Source organism: Sodalis sp. C49 (genome assembly GCF_046352915.1).
Lineage (GTDB): Bacteria > Pseudomonadota > Gammaproteobacteria > Enterobacterales > Enterobacteriaceae > Acerihabitans.
In genome coordinates, this window is the sequence record NZ_CP163303.1 from 4,098,594 (window position 1) to 4,118,219 (window position 19,626).

The following is a 19,626-nucleotide window of genomic DNA, read 5'->3' on the forward strand; positions in this document are numbered from 1 at the left end:
CAAAAATAAGCTGGCCAGTATAAGCGAAAGTTATGACTTATTCACCTGCGGATCATCGCCGGCGCCTTCCCGCGGCGCAGGCGTTGATATGGCGCCGCAGGCGGCAGCCATAGGATTTTAAGTGCAAGCGATCGCTTACATGCATGTACGAATAGTGTGTAATTCGCTAAAAGAAATAGTTGATAGTGTGTAAAATGATCCGCTTGCATGGGTTTTATGCATTCTTACATTGCGCACTTCGGAGAAAAATATATGCGTAAGCTGTTGGGAGCCGCTGTTTTCTTTTTAGGATCAACGACGTTTGCGAATGCACAAGAAGCGACGGTGGTTAAAATCCACGACGCGCCGGCTGTCAGGGGCAGTATTATCGCTAATATGCTGCAGGAGCATGATAATGCTTTTGTGCTGTATCCGTATGAAAGCAATTTCGTCATGTACACCTATACCAGCGATATTAACAAAGAAGCCATTAAATCCTATGACTGGGCCGATGGCGCCCGCCGCGACGAACTGGACTTCCAGCTGAGCCTGGGCTTCCCGCTGTGGCGCGGCATCGCCGGGGATAATTCCGTATTGGGCGCGTCCTATACCCAGCATTCCTTTTGGCAGACGTCCAATACCGACGAATCGTCGCCGTTTCGTGAAACGAATTATGAACCCCAGCTGTTCCTCGGCTGGGCAACGGATTATGATTTTGCCGGCTGGACCCTGCGCGATATCGAAGTCGGCGTCAATCATCAGTCCAACGGCAGATCCGACCCCACCTCGCGCAGCTGGGACCGCGCCTACACCCGCCTGATGGCGCAAAACGGCAACTGGCAGGTGGAAGTGAAGCCCTGGTTTACCTTCGGTAGCACCGATGACAACCCTGATATCACCAAGTATTTGGGTTATTATCGGCTCAAGATAGGCTATGCGTGGGGTGAAAGCGTGTTCAGCGTTGAAAGCCACTACAACTGGAACAGCGGCTACGGCAGCGGCCAACTGGGCTGGAGTTATCCCATTTCCCGCCATGTGCGCTTTTATACCCAGGTATTCAGCGGGTACGGCGAGTCGCTCATCGATTATGATCACCGGCAAACCCGCGTCGGGGTCGGTTTTATGCTTAACGACTTTATGTAAGCCGGCAGGTATCCTTACAGGCGCCGGAATGTCCGGCGCATGAACGTAATAAATTGGGGAAGATGTGTCAACGGTGGCTGTAATAGATCGGGAAGCGCTGGCGGAGCAGATACTGCATGATACCTTCGGCTACCAGCAGTTCCGCCCGGGTCAGCAAGCGCTGATCAACGCCGTGATGAGCGGCAGGGATTGCCTGGCGGTCATGCCGACCGGCGGCGGCAAATCCTTGTGCTACCAGATTCCGGCGCTGGTGATGGACGGGTTGACTATCGTGGTGTCGCCCCTGATTTCCCTGATGAAGGATCAGGTGGATCAACTGCTGGCCTACGGCGTGGCCGCGGGATGCCTGAATTCAACGCAAACCCGCGAACAGCAGCATGAAGTGATGACCGGCTGCCGCGATGGCCGCATCAAGCTGCTCTATATCGCGCCGGAACGCCTGATGATGGACAATATGCTGGAGCAGCTGCTCACGTGGCATCCGGCGATGATTGCGGTGGACGAAGCGCACTGCATCTCGCAGTGGGGGCATGATTTTCGCCCGGAATACCGCACCCTGGGGCAAATCAAGCGGCATTTCCCCGGCCTGCCGTTTATCGCGCTCACCGCCACGGCCGACGAAACCACCCGTCTTGATATTGTGCGCCTGCTGGACCTGCGCGACCCGCTAATCCAAATCAGCAGTTTCGATCGCCCCAATATCCGCTATACCCTGGTGGAAAAATATAAACCCTTCGAGCAGCTTTGGCACTATGTGCAGGGCCAGCGCGGCAAGTGCGGCATTATCTATTGCAACAGCCGCGCCAAGGTGGAGGACGTCAGCGCGCGCCTGCAAAGCCGCGGGGTCAGCGCCGACGCTTATCATGCCGGCCTGAGCAATGACCGGCGCGGGCAGGTGCAGGAAGCATTCCAGCGCGACGATTTGCAGGTGGTGGTGGCGACCGTCGCCTTCGGCATGGGCATCAACAAGCCCAACGTGCGGTTTGTGCTGCATTTTGATATCCCGCGCAATATCGAGTCCTATTACCAGGAAACCGGCCGCGCCGGCCGCGACGGCTTGCCCGCCGAGGCCATTTTGTTTTACGATCCGGCGGATATGGCCTGGCTGCGCCGGTGCCTGGAAGAAAAGGCCCCCGGCGAGCAGCAGGATATCGAGCGCCATAAGCTTAACGCCATGGGCGCGTTCGCCGAGGCGCAGACCTGTCGCCGCCTGGTGTTGCTGAATTATTTTGGCGAGGGGCGCCAACAGCCCTGCGGCAACTGCGATATTTGCCTCGATCCTCCCAAGCGCTACGATGGGCTGGAGGAAGCGCGCAAGGCGTTGTCCTGTATTTATCGGGTGGGCCAGCGTTTCGGCATGGGGTATATCGTCGAAGTATTGCGCGGCGCCAATAGCCAGCGTATCCGCGACTACGCCCATGATAAACTGCCGGTGTACGGCATCGGCCGCGACCGCACCAACGAGCACTGGGTCAGCGTGCTGCGCCAGCTTATCCATCTTGGGCTGGTCAGCCAGAACATTACCCAGCATTCGGCGCTGCAGCTGACCGAGTCGGCGCGTCCGGTGTTACGCGGCGAAGTGCCGCTGATGCTGGCCGAGCCGCGGCTGCCCAACCTTAAGGCGCGCAGCACCGCGCCGAAAACCTACGGCGGCAATTATGACCGCCAGCTGTTCGCCAAGCTGCGCAAGCTGCGCAAATCCCTGGCGGATGAGGCCAACGTGCCGCCGTACGTGGTATTTAACGACGCGACGCTGCTGGAAATGGCCGAACAACTGCCGGTGACGCCCGGGGACATGCTGCGGGTGAACGGTGTCGGCAATCGTAAACTCGATCGCTTCGGTATGCCGTTCCTTACCATGATCCGCGAACACCTGGTTGATGACGACCCCCTATAGGGGCCGGCCGTGCACAGCCGCATGCCGTTATCCGCGTCCGGCGCGGCGGCCGGGGTGAAGCGGGACCAGCGTTAGCCAAGGATTTTATGCAAGCCGTGAACCGGTTGCCGGGGCGGCAACCGTTACCAGGAGCGTCCACCGATGTTAATTTTATTTGTTACCGTGGCCATGGTGCATTTGATTGCCCTGATGAGCCCGGGTCCGGATTTTTTCTTTATCTCCCAGACCGCGGCCAGCCGTTCGCGCCGCGACGCCATGATGGGCGTGCTGGGCATTAGCCTGGGCGTGGCGGTATGGGCCGCCGTGGCGCTGATGGGCCTGCACCTGCTGCTGATGAAGATGAAGTGGCTGCACAGCCTTATCACCGTCGGCGGCGGGCTTTACCTGTGCTGGATGGGGTGGCAGCTGCTGCGCGCGGCCCGGCGTCCGGCCGCGCCGCAGGCGGGCGGCCATCCGGCCGCCGCGTTACTACGTTCCGGCCGCACCTTTGTGCGCGGCCTGCTGACCAATCTGGCTAATCCCAAGGCGGTGATCTATTTCGGCAGCGTGTTCTCCCTGTTTGTCGGCGATGATGTGCCGGCCGGGGCGCGCTGGGGCTTATTTATCCTGATCATCGCCGAAACCCTGATGTGGTTCAGCATCGTGGCGGTGGTGTTTGCCTTACCGGCCATGCGCCGCGGCTACCAGCGCCTGGCGCGCTGGATTGACGGCGTAGCGGGCGTGTTTTTTGCCGGCTTCGGCATCAGCCTGATTATTTCGCGCTAGCCAGCAGCGCGCCGACCATGATAAACAGCGACCCAAAGGTGCGGTTAAGACGCCGCAGCTGGCGCGGCCCCTTAAGCCAATGCGCCAGGCGGGTCGCCAGGGTCGCGTAGCCAATCATCACGATAGTATCCACCGCCAGGGTGGTGACGCCGAGCACCAGGTACTGGGATGCCTGCGGTTGGTGCGGCAGCACGAACTGCGGGAACAGCGCGGCCAGGAAGACGATGCTTTTCGGGTTGGTCAGGTTAACGAAAACCGCCCGTTGAAATAACCGGCGTCTGGACAGCAGGGCGGCCCCCGACACGTCCAGGCTGAAACTGCCGGCGGCACGCCATTGCTGGATGCCGAGCCAGACCAGGTAAGCCACCCCCAGCCATTTCAGGATTTCAAACGCCAACAGCGAATGGGCGAACAATGCCCCCAATCCGATGCCCACCAGCACGATATGCGTGGCCAGCCCGACCTGCAGGCCGGCGATGGACGCCGCCGCGCCGCGATAACCGTGGCTGATGCCGGTGCTCATGGTGTTAATCGCCCCTGAGCCGGGCGACAGGCTCAACAGGGTGGTCGTGAGCAGATAGGTCAACCACCAGTCCCAGGTCATTAATTGCGCTCCCTGAAATGTTATTTTTATGTCACACTATGTCGATAGGGTAGAGTAGCCTTTTCCCCGCCAGGACGGCAATGATTTTCCAGCGCGCAGGACAGTCTCAACTGCCCCGTGTTTTGCCAGTGCCAGGAGTAGCGCAGGTGGTGTCGGTACATAAAAAAAAATGGTTAAACCGCGAACAACAGTTTGCCGCCTTTTCCACCGGTCCGTTACTGGATTTCTGGCATCAACGGGAAGAGGGCGAGTTTGTCGGGGCGCAGGGCATGCCGATTCGCTTTGTCCGTCTGCGCTCGCCCCGGCACGATAAAGTCATCGTCATCAGCACCGGGCGTATTGAAAGCTACGTAAAATACCCTGAGGTGGCCTACGATCTTTTTCACTGCGGCTACGACGTGATGATTATCGATCACCGCGGCCAGGGGCGTTCCGGCCGCCTGCTCGAAGATACCCACCGCGGGCATGTGCTGCAGTTTGGCGATTACGTCAGCGATTTTACCCAGTTCTGGCAGCAGTATGTGGCTCCCGGGCGCTATAAACGCCGTTTTGCCCTGGCGCATTCCATGGGCGGGGCGATTCTGGCCCTGTTTCTGGCGGCAATGCCGGACGCCTGCGACGCCGCGGTGCTCTGCGCGCCCATGTTCGGCATCCGCCTGCCGATGCCGCACTGGCTGGCCTGGCAAATCCTGGAGTGGACCGAGCAGCGCCCGGCCATGCGCGATTATTATGCCATCGGCACCGGTCAGTGGCGGCCCATGCCGTTTATGCTCAATATGCTGACGCACAGCGGCCAGCGCTATCGGCGCAGTTTGCGTTTTTACGCCGACGATCCTGAATTGCGGGTCGGCGGACCGACCTATCATTGGGTCAGGGAAGGGGTGTTGGCGGGTCATGACGTGCTGGCCAAGGCCGCCGCCATCACCACCCCGGTATTGCTGCTGCAGGCCGGGGAAGACCGGATTGTCGATAACCGCAGCCACGATATTTTTTGCCAGGCCATGGCGGCGGCGGGACATCCGTGCGCGGAAAATAAACCGGTCAGGATCGAAGGCGCCAGACATGAAATCCTGTTTGAAAAAGACAGCCTGCGCGCCGAGGCGCTGGAGAAAATTGTCGCGTTTTTTAGCCGCGATCACTTTATTCCCGGCGGTGATCAACCGCCGATAACACCAGAGGTTTAATAAAGGCTTATGTATTACGTTGTTGCTTCCGATCTTGACGGTACCCTGCTTGCGCCGGACCATACTCTCAAACCTTACACCAAGGAAACCTTGCAACTGCTGACCGCCCGGGGCATCAACTTTGTCTTTGCCACCGGCCGTCATCATATTGATGTTTCCCAAATTCGCGACGGCCTCGGTATTTCAGCCTATATGATCACCTCCAACGGCGCGCGGGTACATAGTCCTGACGGCGAGATGATTTTTGCCCATGACGTGGACGAAGATATCGCCGCCGATCTGTTCGGCCTGGTGCACGACGATCCGGAAATCCTCACCAACGTCTATCGCCGCGATGACTGGTATATGAATCGTAACCGGTTAGATCAACAGGACTTTTTCCGCGAGTCCGAATTTAACTACCAACTGTTCGAACCGGGGATGCTGCCTACCGACGGTATCTGCAAGGTGTATTACACCAGCGACAACCATGAACGGCTGGTGGCGCTGGAAAATGCGCTGAATGCGCGCTGGGGAGATCGGGTCAACGTCAGTTTTTCGTTGCCGGTATGCCTGGAAGTGATGGCCGGCGGCGTCTCCAAGGGGCATGCGTTGGATCAGGTGGCGAAAACGCTGGGGTTTGCCTTATCCGACTGTATTTCGTTTGGCGACGGCATGAATGATAAAGAAATGCTTGCCATGGCCGGCAAGGGCTGCATCATGAAAAATTCGCAGCAGCGCCTGAAAGATCTGCTGCCGGAGCTGGAGATCATCGGCACCAACGCCGATGAATCGGTGCCGCGCTTTCTGCGCAACATGTATTTGTGAAAATTGCCTCCAGTCGTTTTTAAGCCGGCCCTGACGCCGGCTTTTTTATCGGTATTCCCGCCGTCCCCTCCCATGCGCAAAACCGCTGAATGCGGCCAGTTTCTATATTCAGTTTTTTTGAATAGAGCGATGAGATTTTTACCCTTTTATATTCCCGGCGTAAGTCTAGACTAGAAAAAAACGTTGAGGAGAGTTGAACATGATTTACTTAAGAGCAGCAAACGATCGCGGTCATGCTAACCATGGGTGGCTCGACAGCTGGCATACCTTTTCTTTTGCCGACTATTATGACGCCAAATTCATGGGTTTTTCCGCGCTGCGGGTGATTAACGAAGACCGCATCGCGCAAGGCCAGGGTTTCGGTACCCATCCCCATAAGGATATGGAAATTCTGACCTATGTGCTGGACGGTACGGTTGAACATCAGGACAGCATGGGTAATAAAGAACAAATCCATGCCGGGGAATTCCAGATCATGAGCGCCGGCACCGGGATACGCCATTCCGAATATAACGGACGTGACGATAAGGCGCTGCATTTATACCAAATCTGGATTATCCCGCAGCAAACCGGCCTGACGCCGCGTTATGAGCAGCGCCGTTTTGATGCCCCGCAGGGCCGTCAGCTGGTGCTCTCGCCGGATGCGCGCGAGGGTTCGCTGAAGGTGTTCCAGGATATGACCCTGTCGCGCTGGGCGTTGCCCGCCGGCCAGCAGGAAACGCTGGACGTGGCGCCGGGACGGCGTGTCTGGATCCAGGTGGTGCGCGGTGAACTGGATATCAACGGCCAGCGGGCCGGCGCCAGCGATGCGCTCGCCGTTTGGGACGAAACCGTACTGACCCTCAAGGCGGGGCCGGACAGCGAAATCCTGGTATTCGACCTGCCGCCGGTGTGATAGCGCATGAGTGACAGCAAGCGGGCCACGGCCCGCTTGAATTGAATGACCAAACCTTGCCAGCGGGTATGCCGGACAAGCTCGTAACGACGCCGTAAATACGTCCATGTAGGCTCGGGCGCGCCATCCCTGGCGCGCTACGCGTTACTCTCCATGCCCAACATACCCGCTTCACGCTTATGGGCGAGTTTGTCAGCAGTCTGAAGCGGGCCACGGCCCGCTTTTTTATGCCTGGGGACTGCGCCGCCGGATAAACATACTCGCCGCGTCTTTTTTTTGCTAAACTCCGTCCATTCCAGGTAGGAGCTGTCATGTCGCCAATCAAGAAAAAAAGACCGGGACTTCAGGACGTTGCCGATAAAGTCGGCGTCACTAAAATGACGGTCAGCCGCTATTTGCGCAATCCGGCGCTGGTATCGGAGGCATTGCAGCTGAAAATAGCCCATTCCCTGGATGAATTGGGTTACATTCCCAACCGGGCGCCGGATATCCTTTCCAATGCCACCAGCCGGGCTATCGGCGTGCTGCTGCCTTCCCTGACCAACCAGGTATTCGCCGAAGTGCTGCGCGGCATCGAAACGGTCACCGACGCCCACGGCTACCAGACCATGCTGGCCCACTACGGCTACCAGCCCGAAACCGAAGAATTACGCCTGACCTCGCTGCTGAGCTATAACATCGACGGCCTGATCTTAGCCGAGCGCACCCACACGCCGCGCACCCTGAAGATGATCGAAGTGGCCGGCATCCCGGTGGTGGAAATCATGGACAGCGTTTCCCCTTGCCTGGATATCGCGGTGGGCTTCGACAACTTCGAGGCGGCGCGGCAAATGACCCTGCATATCATTGCGCGCGGGCACCGGCATGTGGTGTATTTCGGCGCACGCCTCGATGAGCGCACCATCATTAAGCAGCGGGGTTATGAGCAGGCGATGGCGGAGCAGGGACTACGGGCCCACAGCGTCATGATTACCGAATCGTCCTCTTACTCCACCGGCGCCGAGCTGTTACGCCAGGCCCAGCGTGAATATCCCGTCATGGACAGTATCGTTTGCACCAACGATGACCTGGCCATCGGCGCGGTATTTGAATGCCAGCGCCAGGGGCTGCGTATCCCCGAGGATATGGCTATCGCCGGCTTCCACGGTCACGATGTCGGCCAGGCGATGCAGCCGCGGCTCGCCAGCGTGCTCACGCCCCGTGAGGAAATGGGCCGCCTGAGCGCCGAAAAACTCCTGGCCCGCCTGCGTGGCGAAACGGTTGATCCGCTAAAAACGGACGTCGGTTTTACCTTATTGCCAGGTGACAGCATCTGAATTTCCGCCTTAACGTCTCCCCACGCGCCGTGAAGTTCATCGTTACGTCATTTTATCTCATCATAATTATGATCTACCTCCCAAAACGTTAATTTAGTTCCGCAGGTGGATTCCTTATCGTGATGTTACCCGTATCATGATACCGGTAACATCACGATACACACTATGCTCTTACGGTTGGCCGGGGAATATCCCCGACTTGCACATCACTAACCCAAATGCATAACTACTCGAAGGCAAGGTATTCCAAATCCTTGCCGGGAAAAAAGCCATTGAGGACTTTTTATGCCGCTCTTTATCGTTGCTATCGGCGTGGCGTTGCTGCTGTTGCTGATGATTCGTTTTAAACTGAATGGTTTTATCGCTTTAATTCTGGTGGCGCTGATTGTCGGCGTGCTTGAGGGAATGCCGGTCAGCAAGGTATTGGTATCCATCAAGAACGGTGTCGGCGGCACCTTGGGCAGCCTGGCGCTGATTATCGGTTTTGGCGCCATGCTGGGTAAGCTGCTGGCGGATTGTGGCGGCGCGCAGCGTATCGCCACTACCCTTATCGATAAATTCGGCAAGCAGAATATCCAGTGGGCCGTGGTGGTCACCGGTTTTACCGTGGGTTTTGCCCTGTTTTATGAGATAGGCTTTGTCCTGATGCTGCCGCTGGTGTTCAGCCTGGCCGCGACGGCGCGCATTCCGCTGCTGTATGTCGGCGTACCGATGGCGGCCGCGCTATCGGTAACCCATGGTTTCCTGCCGCCGCATCCGGGGCCGACCGCCATCGCCACCATTTTCCATGCGGATATGGGCAAGACCCTGCTGTACGGCGCCATTCTGGCGGTGCCCACGGTGATCCTGGCCGGGCCGGTCTACAGCCGGTTCCTGAAAGGGATCGATAAGCCGGTGCCTGAAGGTCTGTACAATCCGAAAATCTTTACCGAACAGGAAATGCCGAGCTTCGCGGTCAGCGTCTGGACCGCGCTGGTCCCCGTGGTGCTGATGGCGCTGCGCGCCGTGGCTGAGATGGTGCTGCCCGCCGGGCATCCCATCCTGCCTTACGCCGAATTCTTTGGCGATCCGATCATGGCAACCCTGATTTCGGTGCTTATCGCCATCTTCACCTTCGGCATCAACCGTGGCCGCAGCGTGCAGCAGGTTATGGACACCATCAGCGATTCCATCAAGATTATCGCCATGATCCTGCTGATTATCGGCGGTGGCGGCGCATTCAAGCAGGTTCTGGTGGATAGCGGCGTCGGTACTTATATTGCCTCGCTGATGGAAGGCAGCACCATTTCGCCGTTACTGCTGGCCTGGAGCATCGCCGCCGTACTGCGTGTCGCCCTCGGCTCGGCCACGGTCGCCGCCATCACCGCCGGCGGCATCGCCGCGCCGCTGATCGCCACCACCGGCGCCAGCCCCGAACTGATGGTCATCGCCGTCGGGTCCGGCAGCGTCATTTTCTCCCACGTCAACGATCCGGGCTTCTGGCTGTTCAAGGAATATTTCAACCTGACCATTCTGGAAACCATCAAATCCTGGTCGGCGCTGGAAACCATTATTTCGGTCTGCGGCCTGATAGGTTGCCTGCTGATGAATATGGCCATTTCTTAACCCATACCGCCCGCGGCATGCCGCTGCGGGGGATATCAGCAATCGCAGGGGCGCATCACGCGCCCCTGTTTTTATGCCGGCGGCCACGTCGTCAACTGCGCAAATAGACCCGCACGCCGTCCAGGAACATTTGCGTGGACAGCATCACCAGCAGCAGCCCCATCAATCTTTCCAATGCGTTGACGCCTTTGTCGCCCAGCAGCCGTATAAACAGCGACGATTGCATCAGGATAAACACCGACATGCCCCAGGCTATCAGCAATGCCACCACCAGATGATTAATCTGGTGCGGATACTGGTGGGATAACAGCATCAGGGTGGCCAGAATCGAGGGCCCGGCCACCAGCGGAATGGCCAGCGGCACCAGGAACGGCTCTTCGCCGGCCGGCAATCCGCTGCTGTTGCCCTCTTGCGACGGGAAAATCATTTTAATGGCAATCAGGAACATAATGATGCCGCCGGAGATAGACACGGTTTCCGAACGCAGGTTAAGAAAAGAGAGGATCTTTTCACCGGCAAACAAAAACAGCAGCATCAGCAATAATGCGATTAACAGCTCGCGGATCACGATCGCGCGGCGCCGTTTCGGTTCAAGGTGTTTTAATACCGACATAAAAATCGGTAAATTGCCCAGCGGATCCATTATTAAAAACAGCAATACGGTTGCCGAAATCATTTCAGTCATTTTTGCCTCTTTTTTTTCCGTTTTTTCCCCTGACTCCTCCAGCCGGGATGATTATTAGCGTCACTGCTGAAAAACTTTTCCTTATCGATTAATTTCGCTTGCAGCTGTTCGGCCACATTTTGTAAGGTGGTCATTGTATAGCCGGCGTGTTTTTTGCCGCGGCTGACGCCAGAATATCCTTTGTCACCCTCCAAGGCAGGACAGTTAACATGAAAAACGTTGGTTTTATTGGCTGGCGCGGTATGGTCGGTTCGGTGCTCATGCAACGCATGAATGAAGAACGCGATTTTGACGCCATCCGTCCGGTATTCTTCTCAACTTCCCAGCCAGGCCAGGCCGCGCCGGTATTCGGCGGGCAGCAAGGGACGTTGCAGGATGCCTATTCCCTGGACGCCCTGAGCGCCCTGGATATTATCGTCACCTGCCAGGGCGGCGATTATACCAACGAAATCTACCCTAAGCTTAAGGAAATCGGCTGGCAGGGATACTGGATCGACGCGGCGTCCTCGCTGCGTATGCAGGATGACGCCATTATCATTCTCGACCCGGTAAACCAGGCGGTGATCCAGCAGGGCCTGAACGACGGCGTCAAGGCCTTTGTCGGCGGCAACTGCACCGTCAGTCTGATGTTGATGTCGCTTGGCGGCCTGTTCGCCCAGGATTTGGTGGACTGGGTGTCCGTCGCCACCTACCAGGCCGCTTCCGGCGGCGGGGCGCGCCATATGCGCGAGCTGCTGGCGCAAATGGGCCAGTTGTATAATGAAGTGGCGAAAGAGTTGCAGGATCCGGCCTCGGCCATTCTGGATATCGAGCGTAAAGTGACGACGCTAACCCGCAGCGGCACCCTGCCTGTCGATAACTTCGGCGTGCCGCTGGCCGGCAGCCTGATCCCCTGGATCGACAAACAGCTGGACAACGGCCAGAGCCGTGAAGAGTGGAAGGGCCAGGCCGAAACCAATAAGATCCTCAATACCCGCCGGGTCATTCCGGTGGATGGCCTGTGCGTGCGCGTCGGCGCGCTGCGCTGCCACAGCCAGGCGTTTACCATTAAGCTTAAACGCGATGTCGGCCTGCCGGAAATCGAGCAAATCCTTGCCACCCATAATGACTGGGTGCATGTGGTGCCCAACGATCGCGAGCTGTCGATGCGGGAATTAACGCCGGCCGCCGTCACCGGCACCCTGAAAACGCCGGTCGGGCGGTTGCGTAAACTGAACATGGGGCCGGAATATCTGTCGGCGTTTACCGTGGGCGATCAATTGTTATGGGGTGCGGCGGAACCATTGCGGCGCATGCTGCGCTTACTGGCCTGACCTGATACGACCCTGCCGACAAAGCCCGTCCGTTTCGCGACGGATGGGCCGCGATTGCCTCCCCTATTTCCTTGCGCCGCTTGAGCGAAGTTAAAAATAAGTGAGCGACAAAATTTCACTTTTTTAACTTTTGTGCAAAGACACTATTTCATATTTCTCTGATTAATATAAGAATCTTTTTTTCTAACTCAAAGTATTTCAATAGCTTATTAGATAATTAAAATTTTCATCAGCTAAGGTTATTCTTTCTTTTAAACCTTTGTCTATGCTTATTATTGTGAGATCTATGATTGCGCATAAGATGTAATCAATACTACCCCGAATCTCTGCACCGTTTTATGCACCCGCGCCGGTCCCGCCGTCGCGGGCGCCCGTGCCTTAGGGAAACCATGGGGGTGGTGTAAGCATCGGATAATTTTTTGGAAATATTGTTTTATTTCATGGAGTAATGAAAGGAATAACACCATGTCAGGATTTCCCGACCATGAGGTCATTACAGCTTTGGTTTCCGGCCGGTATGCCGATCCGTTTTCATTATTAGGCATGCATCAGACCAGCGAAGGGCTGGTGGTGCGCGCGTTATTACCGGATGCCAGCGCGGTAACGCTTATTGATAAAAAAAATGGGCGCAAGATCACAGAATTAACCTGTGAAGACGACCGCGGTTTGTTTATGGCGCAATTAGGCCGGCGTAAAAAACCTTTTACCTATCAATTGGCCGTCACCTGGCATGAGCATACTTATATCATTGAGGACCCGTACCGTTTCGGACCGCTCTTGCAGGATATCGACAGCTGGCTACTGGCGGAAGGCACCCATTTACGTCCTTATGAACGTCTCGGCGCCCACCCGGACGAGCTGGACGGGGTGGCGGGCATGCGTTTTGCCGTCTGGGCGCCCAATGCCCAGCGGGTATCGGTGGTGGGCGAGTTTAATTATTGGGACGGCCGCCGGCATCCTATGCGCCAGCGGCGCGAAAACGGCATTTGGGAACTGTTCCTGCCCTCCGTCACCGTCGGCCAACTGTATAAATACGAAATCATCGACTGTCACGGACAAACGCGCCTGAAAGCCGACCCGTACGCCTTCGAGGCGCAAATGCGCCCGGAAACCGCGTCCCTGACCCGGGGATTGCCGCCGGTGGTGACGCCGGACGCGGCCAGGAGCGCGGCCAATACGTTCAACCAGCCGATTGCCATTTATGAAGTGCATTTGGGATCCTGGCGGCGCCACGCCGACAATAATTTCTGGCTCAGTTACCTGGAACTGGCGGAGCAACTGGTCGATTACGTCAAGTATATGGGGTTTACCCACATCGAACTGCTGCCGATTAACGAGCACCCTTTTGACGGCAGCTGGGGCTACCAGCCGCTCGGCATCTATGCGCCCACCCGCCGGTTCGGCACCCCCGAGGATTTCCGGGTACTGATTGACGCCGCCCACCGGGCGGGCATCAACGTGTTGCTCGATTGGGTGCCCGGCCATTTCCCCGGCGACGAGTTCGGCCTGGCGAAATTCGACGGCACGTCGCTGTATGAGTACGCCGACCCGCGCGAGGGGCTGCACCAGGACTGGAATACGCTGATCTACAACTACGGCCGCAACGAAGTACGCAACTTCCTGGCGGGCAATGCGCTATTTTGGCTGGAAAGATACGGTATCGACGGTTTACGCGTCGATGCGGTGGCCTCGATGATCTATCGCGACTACAGCCGTCCTGCGGGGCAATGGGTGCCTAACCATTATGGCGGCAACGAGAACCTCGAGGCGATAGCCTTCCTGCGCTATACCAACCATACCGTGGGCACCCAGCGCGACGGCGCCATTACCGTGGCCGAGGAATCCACCTCATTTTCCGGCGTGACCGCGCCGCCGGAAAACGGCGGCCTCGGTTTCCATTACAAATGGAATATGGGCTGGATGAACGACACGCTGAAATATATGCAGCTCGATCCGGTTCACCGCAAATACCATCATCACCAGATGACATTCAGCATGGTATACGCCTACAGCGAAAACTTCGTGCTGCCGCTGTCCCATGATGAAGTCGTGCACGGCAAACACTCCATCCTGAACCGCATGCCCGGCGATATGTGGCAAAAATTCGCCAATGTGCGCGCCTACTACGGCTTTATGTGGGGACACCCCGGTAAAAAACTGCTGTTTATGGGCAACGAGTTCGCGCAACTGCGTGAATGGAACCACGACATGAGTCTCGACTGGCACCTGCTGGACGACCCGGACGGCATGCACAGCGGCGTGCAGCGGCTGGTGCGCGACTTAAACCAGTGCTATCGCACCCATGCGCCGTTGTATGAAGTGGATTATCGCTATAACGGTTTTGAATGGCTGGTGGCGGACGACAGCGAAAACTCGGTATTCGCTTTTCTGCGCCGCGACGCCAGCGGCGGCGAAATGATCGTGGTCAGCAACTTTACCCCGGTGCCGCGCCCCGGCTATCGCATCGGCATCCCGTCCCCCGGACGTTGGCGCGAGGTGCTGAATACCGACTCCCATTATTATAACGGCAGCAATATGGGCAATAGCGGCGAGCTGTACAGCGAACCTGTTTCCAGTCATCACCGGGAGCATTCGCTGCTACTGACCGTACCACCGCTGGCGACGATTTTCCTGGTACGGGAGAATTAATGGAGACGCTGTCCGCAGGTTCAGCCAGCCCCATGGGAGCCCGATTTGACGGCAAAGGCGTCAACTTCAGCCTGTATTCGGCCCATGCCGAGCGCGTGCTGTTGTGCCTGTTCGACGACAAAGGCGATGAACGGCAAATCGCATTGACGGCGCGCAGCGGGAATATCTGGCACGGCTACCTGCCGGGCGCCGGCCCCGGCCAGCGTTATGGCTATCGGGTACAGGGCCCGTTTGAGCCGCGAAAGGGACTGCGCTTTAATCCGGCCAAGCTGTTGATCGATCCCTGCGCCCGCGCGCTTGACGGCGCGGTCGGCGACCATCCGTCGCTGTATGACCCGGGCGACACGCCGGACGGGGCCGACAGCGCCGCGGCGGCGCCGAAAAGCGTGGTGGTGGATGAGCGCTATGATTGGCGTGACGATACGCCGCCCGCGACGCCCTGGGGCGAGACGGTAATTTATGAAGCCCATGTGCGCGGACTGACCCGGCTGCATCCCGGGATCCCGCAGGGGCTGCGCGGCACTTATGCCGGCCTGGCCCATCCGCTGATGACGGGGTATTTGCGGCAACTGGGCATTACCGCAGTCGAGCTGCTGCCGGTGCAGCAGCACGTGGACGAACCGCGTTTGCAACGCCTGGGGCTGCGCAATTACTGGGGATACAACGTGCTGGCGCCCTATGCGGTCGAGCCGGGCTATGCCTGCGGCCATCAGGATCTGTCGGCGCTGGACGAGTTTCGCGCCATGGTGCGCGCCCTGCACCAGGCCGGTATCGAGGTCATCCTCGACGTGGTGTTCAACCACAGCGCCGAGCTGGATTTGACCGGTCCCGTGCTGTCGCTGCGCGGCATCGACAACCCCGGCTGGTATTGGCTGGACGATCGCGGGGATTATCAAAACTGGACCGGCTGCGGCAATACGCTGCGCCTCGATAATCCCGATGTTACCGCCTGGGTGCTGGACTGCCTGCGCTTCTGGCGCGAGACGTGCCATGTCGACGGCTTTCGTTTTGATTTAGGCACGGTGCTGGGGCGCACGCCGGAATTCAGCGCCAGCGCGCGGCTATTCGCCGCGCTGCAGGAGCATCCGGCGCTTAACGGCTGCAAACTGATCGCCGAACCTTGGGATATCGGCCCCGGCGGTTATCAGGTCGGCGCTTTCCCGCCGCCGTTCGCGGAATGGAACGACCGTTTTCGCGACGATATGCGCCGCTTCTGGCTGCGCGGCGACCTGGCGCCGGGAGATTTTGCCCGCCGTTTTGCCGCGTCCAGCGACCTGTTCAACACGACCGGGCGCTTACCCTGCGCCACGGTCAATATGCTGACCGCCCATGATGGCTTTACCCTGCAGGACCTGGTCAGCTTCAGCGAAAAACACAACCAGGCCAACGGCGAGGATAACCGCGACGGCGCCTGGGATAACCTTAGCGACAACCACGGCGTCGAGGGCCCCGACGCCGGACAGGATATCCGGGAACGCCGCCGCCGCAGCCAGCAGGCGCTGCTGGCGACGCTGCTGCTGTCGCAGGGCACGCCGATGCTGCTGGCGGGGGACGAGTTCGGCCATAGCCAGCAGGGCAACAATAACGCCTATTGCCAGGATAATGAACTGACCTGGCTGGACTGGCCGCGCGCGGATGCCGGCCTGATAGGTTATACCGCCGACCTTATCAGCCTGCGCCGGCGTATTCCCGCCCTGATGCAGAACCGCTGGTGGCGTGAAAGCGACCCGCAAACGGTCGAATGGCTGAACGAGCATGGCGAGGCGCTGAGCGCCGGGGAGTGGGAGCGGGGAGAACATCGATTGCAGATCCGTCTGTCACGAGATTACCTGTTTGTGATCAATGCCACTACAAAAGCCTGCGAAATGACCTTACCTGAAGGGACATGGGCGCTGGCGGCACCGTTTCAGCGCCCAGGGCAACCGGATCCGGAGCGCCGCTTACCGCTGGCGGCCCGGACGGTTAATGTGCTGGTAAAACAATAATAAGGAGTCGGCGATGGTTAGGTATGAAGGTAGTGACCCGGTGATGCTGGCCAGACAATTGCCGATCCAAAGCGTCGCGCTGATCCTGGCGGGCGGACGCGGTTCGCGGTTAAAAGATTTGACGGCCAAGCGTGCCAAGCCCGCGGTTCATTTCGGCGGTAAGTTCCGTATTATTGATTTTGCGCTCTCCAACTGCCTGAACTCCGGTATCCGCCGGATAGGCGTGATAACCCAGTACCAGTCGCATACCCTGGTGCAGCATATCCAGCGCGGCTGGTCTTTCCTCAACGAGGAGATGAACGAATTTGTCGATCTGCTGCCGGCGCAGCAGCGTTTTGCCACCGAACACTGGTATCGCGGCACGGCGGACGCGGTATCGCAAAACCTGGATATCATCCGCCGCTACCGCGCCAAATACATCGTCATCCTGGCGGGTGATCATATCTATAAAATGGATTACTCCCGCCTGCTTATCGATCATGTGGAAAAAGGCGCCAAATGCACCGTGGCCTGCCTGCCTGTGCCCCGCATGGAGGGCAGGGACTTCGGCGTTATGGCGGTCGATGATGAATACCGGGTGCTGGACTTTGTCGAAAAACCGCCGGAACCGCCGGCCATGCCCGGTTTCCCGGATCTGGCGCTGGCCAGCATGGGTATTTACGTCTTTGATGCCGATTATCTCTTTGCCCTGCTGGAAGAGGATATGCGCACCGAAGGCTCCAATCATGATTTCGGCAAGGACATTATCCCGAAAATCACCGCCCTGGGCGAAGCCTGGGCGCATCCGTTCACCCTGTCGTGCGTCTCTTCCGCCGACGATGACCAAACCCCGCCCTACTGGCGTGACGTGGGCACGCTGGACGCTTACTGGCGGGCGAATCTGGATCTGGCTTCGGTAACCCCGGAACTGGATATGTACGATCAAAACTGGCCGATACGCACGCATATGGAACCGCTGCCGCCGGCCAAATTTGTTCAGGATCGCGCCGGTAACCACGGCGTGACCCTGAACTCACTGGTTTCCGGCGGTTGCATCCTTTCCGGTGCGCATGTCACGCACTCGGTACTGTTTCCCCGCGTGCGCGTTAATTCGTTTTGCACGCTGGACGGCGCGGTAATTTTACCGGATGTGATCGTGGGACGCTCTTGCCGATTGCGGCGGTGCATTATCGATCGTGCCTGCGAAATACCGGAAGGCATGGTGATCGGTGAAAACGCCGCGGACGATGAACGACGATTCTATCGCTCTGAGGAAGGAATCGTGCTGGTAACACGTAAGATGCTGGCCAACGTTAATTAGGAAGATCTGTAGCCATCAGTCAAAAAATAATAGGCCTTAACAGGAGCGATAATGCAGGTTTTACATGTGTGTTCTGAACTGTTTCCCCTACTGAAAACCGGGGGACTGGCAGATGTGGTCGGGGCATTACCCGCGGCTCAGATTGTGGAAGGGGATGACGTGCGGGTTTTATTGCCGGCGTTTCCGGATTTGCGCAAAGGTATCCCGGATACCCGCGTGGTCAATGAATTCGACGCGTTTTCACGCCGCGTCAAACTGTTATATGGCCGTTTCAACGGCGTCGGCATCTATCTTATCGATGCCCCCGATCTTTACGATCGCCCCGGCAGCCCTTACCATGACCAGGATCAGTATGCCTATATGGATAACTATCTGCGGTTTGCGCTATTGGGCTGGGTCGGCGCCGAAATGGCCAGCGGACTGGACCGGGCCTGGCAACCGGATATCATCCAGGCCCATGACTGGCACGCCGGCCTGACCTGTGCTTACCTGGCGGCCAAGGGACGACCGGCGAAATCGGTGTTTACGGTGCATAACCTGGCTTACCAGGGATTGTTCAACGCCCGACACCTGCCGGAGTTGGGCCTGCCGGATGAGTTTTTCCACACCTACGGCATGGAGTTTTTCGGCCAGATCTCCTATCTGAAGGCCGGGCTGTTCTATGCCGATCACGTCACCACCGTCAGCCCTACCTACGCCCGGGAAATCACCCAGCCGGCCTACGGCTACGGTATGGAAGGGCTATTGGCGTCGCTGCAGTCCCAGGGGCGGCTGACCGGCATCCTCAACGGGGTGGACGATGCCATCTGGAATCCGACCCATGACGCCATGCTGTCCACGCGCTATAACCGCGATGTGCTGGAGGCGAAAGTCAACAATAAGCGCCATCTGCAGACCGCCATGGGCCTGACGGTGGACGAAAAGGTCCCGCTGTTTGCCGTGGTCAGCCGCCTGACCAGCCAAAAGGGGCTGGATCTGGTGCTGGAAGTCCTGCCGGACCTGCTGGAGCAGGGCGGCCAGCTGACGCTGCTCGGCGCCGGCGACGCCAACCTGCAGCAGGGGTTCCTGGCGGCGGCGGCGGAATATCCCAGCCAGGTGGGGGTACAGTTAGGGTATCACGAGGCGTTTTCCCACCGCATTATCGGCGGCGCGGACGTGATTATGGTGCCGAGCCGGTTCGAGCCCTGCGGCCTGACGCAGCTCTACGGCCTGAAATACGGTACCCTGCCGCTGGTACGGCGCACCGGCGGGCTGGCGGACACGGTGACCGACAGCTCGCTTGAGAACCTCTCCGACGGCATCGCCAGCGGTTTTGTTTTCGAAGATGCCACCGCCAGCGCGTTGCAACGGGCTATCCGCCGCGCTTTTGTGTTATGGTCAAGGCCTGCCCTGTGGCGTTATGTCCAGCGTCAGGCGATGGGTTTAGATTTCAGTTGGCATGTCGCCGCCCGGGCTTATCAGTCTCTTTATCAACGCTTGTAGATATTCACTGATTGGGA

The 19,626-nt window shown here is 58.2% G+C and carries 16 protein-coding genes; 13 read left to right on the plus strand and 3 right to left on the minus strand.

What is annotated here, in order from left to right:
* Positions 1 to 252: 252 nt before the first annotated feature.
* From pldA to rhtC, 3 genes are all read left to right on the plus strand, one after another.
* Positions 253 to 1,122: a phospholipase A gene (pldA, locus tag ABUK12_RS18370; RefSeq protein ID WP_410013188.1), complete on the plus strand. Its 870-nt coding sequence runs from the start codon at positions 253 to 255 to the stop codon at positions 1,120 to 1,122.
* Positions 1,123 to 1,186: 64 nt separating this feature from the next.
* A complete protein-coding gene (gene recQ / locus ABUK12_RS18375) occupies positions 1,187 to 3,019 on the plus strand; it encodes an ATP-dependent DNA helicase RecQ (RefSeq protein WP_410013189.1) in 1,833 nt (610 codons plus the stop codon).
* A gap of 141 nt (positions 3,020 to 3,160) precedes the next feature.
* The gene (gene rhtC, locus ABUK12_RS18380; RefSeq protein ID WP_410013190.1) at positions 3,161 to 3,784 is read left to right on the plus strand and encodes a threonine export protein RhtC; all 624 of its coding nucleotides are present in this window, start codon (positions 3,161 to 3,163) and stop codon (positions 3,782 to 3,784) included.
* On the opposite strand, the gene rhtB is transcribed toward rhtC, so the two are convergent.
* Complete coding sequence (gene rhtB / locus ABUK12_RS18385) at positions 3,771 to 4,388, minus strand: homoserine/homoserine lactone efflux protein (RefSeq protein WP_410013191.1); 618 nt, start codon at positions 4,386 to 4,388, stop codon at positions 3,771 to 3,773. The two genes, rhtC and rhtB, sit on opposite strands and share 14 nt — an antisense overlap.
* 149 nt (positions 4,389 to 4,537) lie before the next feature.
* Between rhtB and pldB the strand changes: the two genes are divergently transcribed.
* The 5 genes from pldB (at position 4,538) to gntT (ending at position 10,195) form a co-directional block, all read left to right on the plus strand.
* The gene (gene pldB / locus ABUK12_RS18390; protein ID WP_410013192.1) at positions 4,538 to 5,572 is read left to right on the plus strand and encodes a lysophospholipase L2; all 1,035 of its coding nucleotides are present in this window, start codon (positions 4,538 to 4,540) and stop codon (positions 5,570 to 5,572) included.
* A 9-nt stretch (positions 5,573 to 5,581) separates the two neighbouring features.
* On the plus strand, positions 5,582 to 6,379 hold the full coding sequence (gene yigL / locus ABUK12_RS18395; protein ID WP_410013193.1) for a sugar/pyridoxal phosphate phosphatase YigL: 798 nt from the start codon (positions 5,582 to 5,584) through the stop codon (positions 6,377 to 6,379).
* A gap of 199 nt (positions 6,380 to 6,578) precedes the next feature.
* Positions 6,579 to 7,274 (plus strand): pirin family protein, encoded by a 696-nt coding sequence (locus ABUK12_RS18400; protein ID WP_410013194.1) that lies wholly within the window; start codon positions 6,579 to 6,581, stop codon positions 7,272 to 7,274.
* Positions 7,275 to 7,594: 320 nt separating this feature from the next.
* Complete coding sequence (gntR, locus tag ABUK12_RS18405; RefSeq protein WP_410016706.1) at positions 7,595 to 8,590, plus strand: gluconate operon transcriptional repressor GntR; 996 nt, start codon at positions 7,595 to 7,597, stop codon at positions 8,588 to 8,590.
* A 285-nt stretch (positions 8,591 to 8,875) separates the two neighbouring features.
* Positions 8,876 to 10,195, plus strand: a complete 1,320-nt coding sequence (gntT, locus tag ABUK12_RS18410) for a gluconate transporter (protein WP_410013195.1) — start codon at positions 8,876 to 8,878, stop codon at positions 10,193 to 10,195.
* 91 nt (positions 10,196 to 10,286) lie between these two features.
* On the opposite strand, the gene ABUK12_RS18415 is transcribed toward gntT, so the two are convergent.
* Together ABUK12_RS18415 and ABUK12_RS18420 are read right to left on the minus strand one after the other, a co-directional pair.
* Positions 10,287 to 10,880 (minus strand): YhgN family NAAT transporter, encoded by a 594-nt coding sequence (locus ABUK12_RS18415; RefSeq protein ID WP_410013196.1) that lies wholly within the window; start codon positions 10,878 to 10,880, stop codon positions 10,287 to 10,289.
* The gene (locus tag ABUK12_RS18420; RefSeq protein WP_410013197.1) at positions 10,877 to 11,014 is read right to left on the minus strand and encodes a hypothetical protein; all 138 of its coding nucleotides are present in this window, start codon (positions 11,012 to 11,014) and stop codon (positions 10,877 to 10,879) included. The genes ABUK12_RS18415 and ABUK12_RS18420 overlap by 4 nt, the downstream gene beginning before the upstream one ends.
* Before the next feature lie 75 nt (positions 11,015 to 11,089).
* Between ABUK12_RS18420 and asd the strand changes: the two genes are divergently transcribed.
* From asd to glgA, 5 genes are all read left to right on the plus strand, one after another.
* On the plus strand, positions 11,090 to 12,193 hold the full coding sequence (asd, locus tag ABUK12_RS18425) for an aspartate-semialdehyde dehydrogenase (protein WP_410013198.1): 1,104 nt from the start codon (positions 11,090 to 11,092) through the stop codon (positions 12,191 to 12,193).
* A 465-nt stretch (positions 12,194 to 12,658) separates the two neighbouring features.
* A complete protein-coding gene (gene glgB, locus ABUK12_RS18430) occupies positions 12,659 to 14,842 on the plus strand; it encodes a 1,4-alpha-glucan branching enzyme (RefSeq protein WP_410013199.1) in 2,184 nt (727 codons plus the stop codon).
* Positions 14,842 to 16,827 (plus strand): glycogen debranching protein GlgX, encoded by a 1,986-nt coding sequence (glgX, locus tag ABUK12_RS18435; protein ID WP_410013200.1) that lies wholly within the window; start codon positions 14,842 to 14,844, stop codon positions 16,825 to 16,827. The genes glgB and glgX overlap by 1 nt, the downstream gene beginning before the upstream one ends.
* 13 nt (positions 16,828 to 16,840) lie before the next feature.
* Positions 16,841 to 18,127 carry a glucose-1-phosphate adenylyltransferase gene (gene glgC, locus ABUK12_RS18440; RefSeq protein ID WP_410013201.1) on the plus strand — a complete coding sequence of 429 codons (1,287 nt, stop codon included), beginning with the start codon at positions 16,841 to 16,843 and terminating at the stop codon, positions 18,125 to 18,127.
* Between the two features lie 51 nt (positions 18,128 to 18,178).
* Positions 18,179 to 19,609 carry a glycogen synthase GlgA gene (gene glgA, locus ABUK12_RS18445; protein ID WP_410013202.1) on the plus strand — a complete coding sequence of 477 codons (1,431 nt, stop codon included), beginning with the start codon at positions 18,179 to 18,181 and terminating at the stop codon, positions 19,607 to 19,609.
* Positions 19,610 to 19,626 lie beyond the last annotated feature (17 nt).

Coding starts and splice junctions, on each gene's coding strand:
- pldA (WP_410013188.1), top strand. CDS start 253: ATGCGTAAGCTGTTGGGAGCCGCTGTTTTCTTTTTAGGATCAACGACG.
- rhtC (WP_410013190.1), top strand. CDS start 3,161: ATGTTAATTTTATTTGTTACCGTGGCCATGGTGCATTTGATTGCCCTG.
- rhtB (WP_410013191.1), bottom strand. CDS start 4,388: ATGACCTGGGACTGGTGGTTGACCTATCTGCTCACGACCACCCTGTTG.
- yigL (WP_410013193.1), top strand. CDS start 5,582: ATGTATTACGTTGTTGCTTCCGATCTTGACGGTACCCTGCTTGCGCCG.
- ABUK12_RS18400 (WP_410013194.1), top strand. CDS start 6,579: ATGATTTACTTAAGAGCAGCAAACGATCGCGGTCATGCTAACCATGGG.
- gntT (WP_410013195.1), top strand. CDS start 8,876: ATGCCGCTCTTTATCGTTGCTATCGGCGTGGCGTTGCTGCTGTTGCTG.
- ABUK12_RS18415 (WP_410013196.1), bottom strand. CDS start 10,880: ATGACTGAAATGATTTCGGCAACCGTATTGCTGTTTTTAATAATGGAT.
- ABUK12_RS18420 (WP_410013197.1), bottom strand. CDS start 11,014: ATGACCACCTTACAAAATGTGGCCGAACAGCTGCAAGCGAAATTAATC.
- asd (WP_410013198.1), top strand. CDS start 11,090: ATGAAAAACGTTGGTTTTATTGGCTGGCGCGGTATGGTCGGTTCGGTG.
- glgB (WP_410013199.1), top strand. CDS start 12,659: ATGTCAGGATTTCCCGACCATGAGGTCATTACAGCTTTGGTTTCCGGC.
- glgX (WP_410013200.1), top strand. CDS start 14,842: ATGGAGACGCTGTCCGCAGGTTCAGCCAGCCCCATGGGAGCCCGATTT.
- glgC (WP_410013201.1), top strand. CDS start 16,841: ATGGTTAGGTATGAAGGTAGTGACCCGGTGATGCTGGCCAGACAATTG.
- glgA (WP_410013202.1), top strand. CDS start 18,179: ATGCAGGTTTTACATGTGTGTTCTGAACTGTTTCCCCTACTGAAAACC.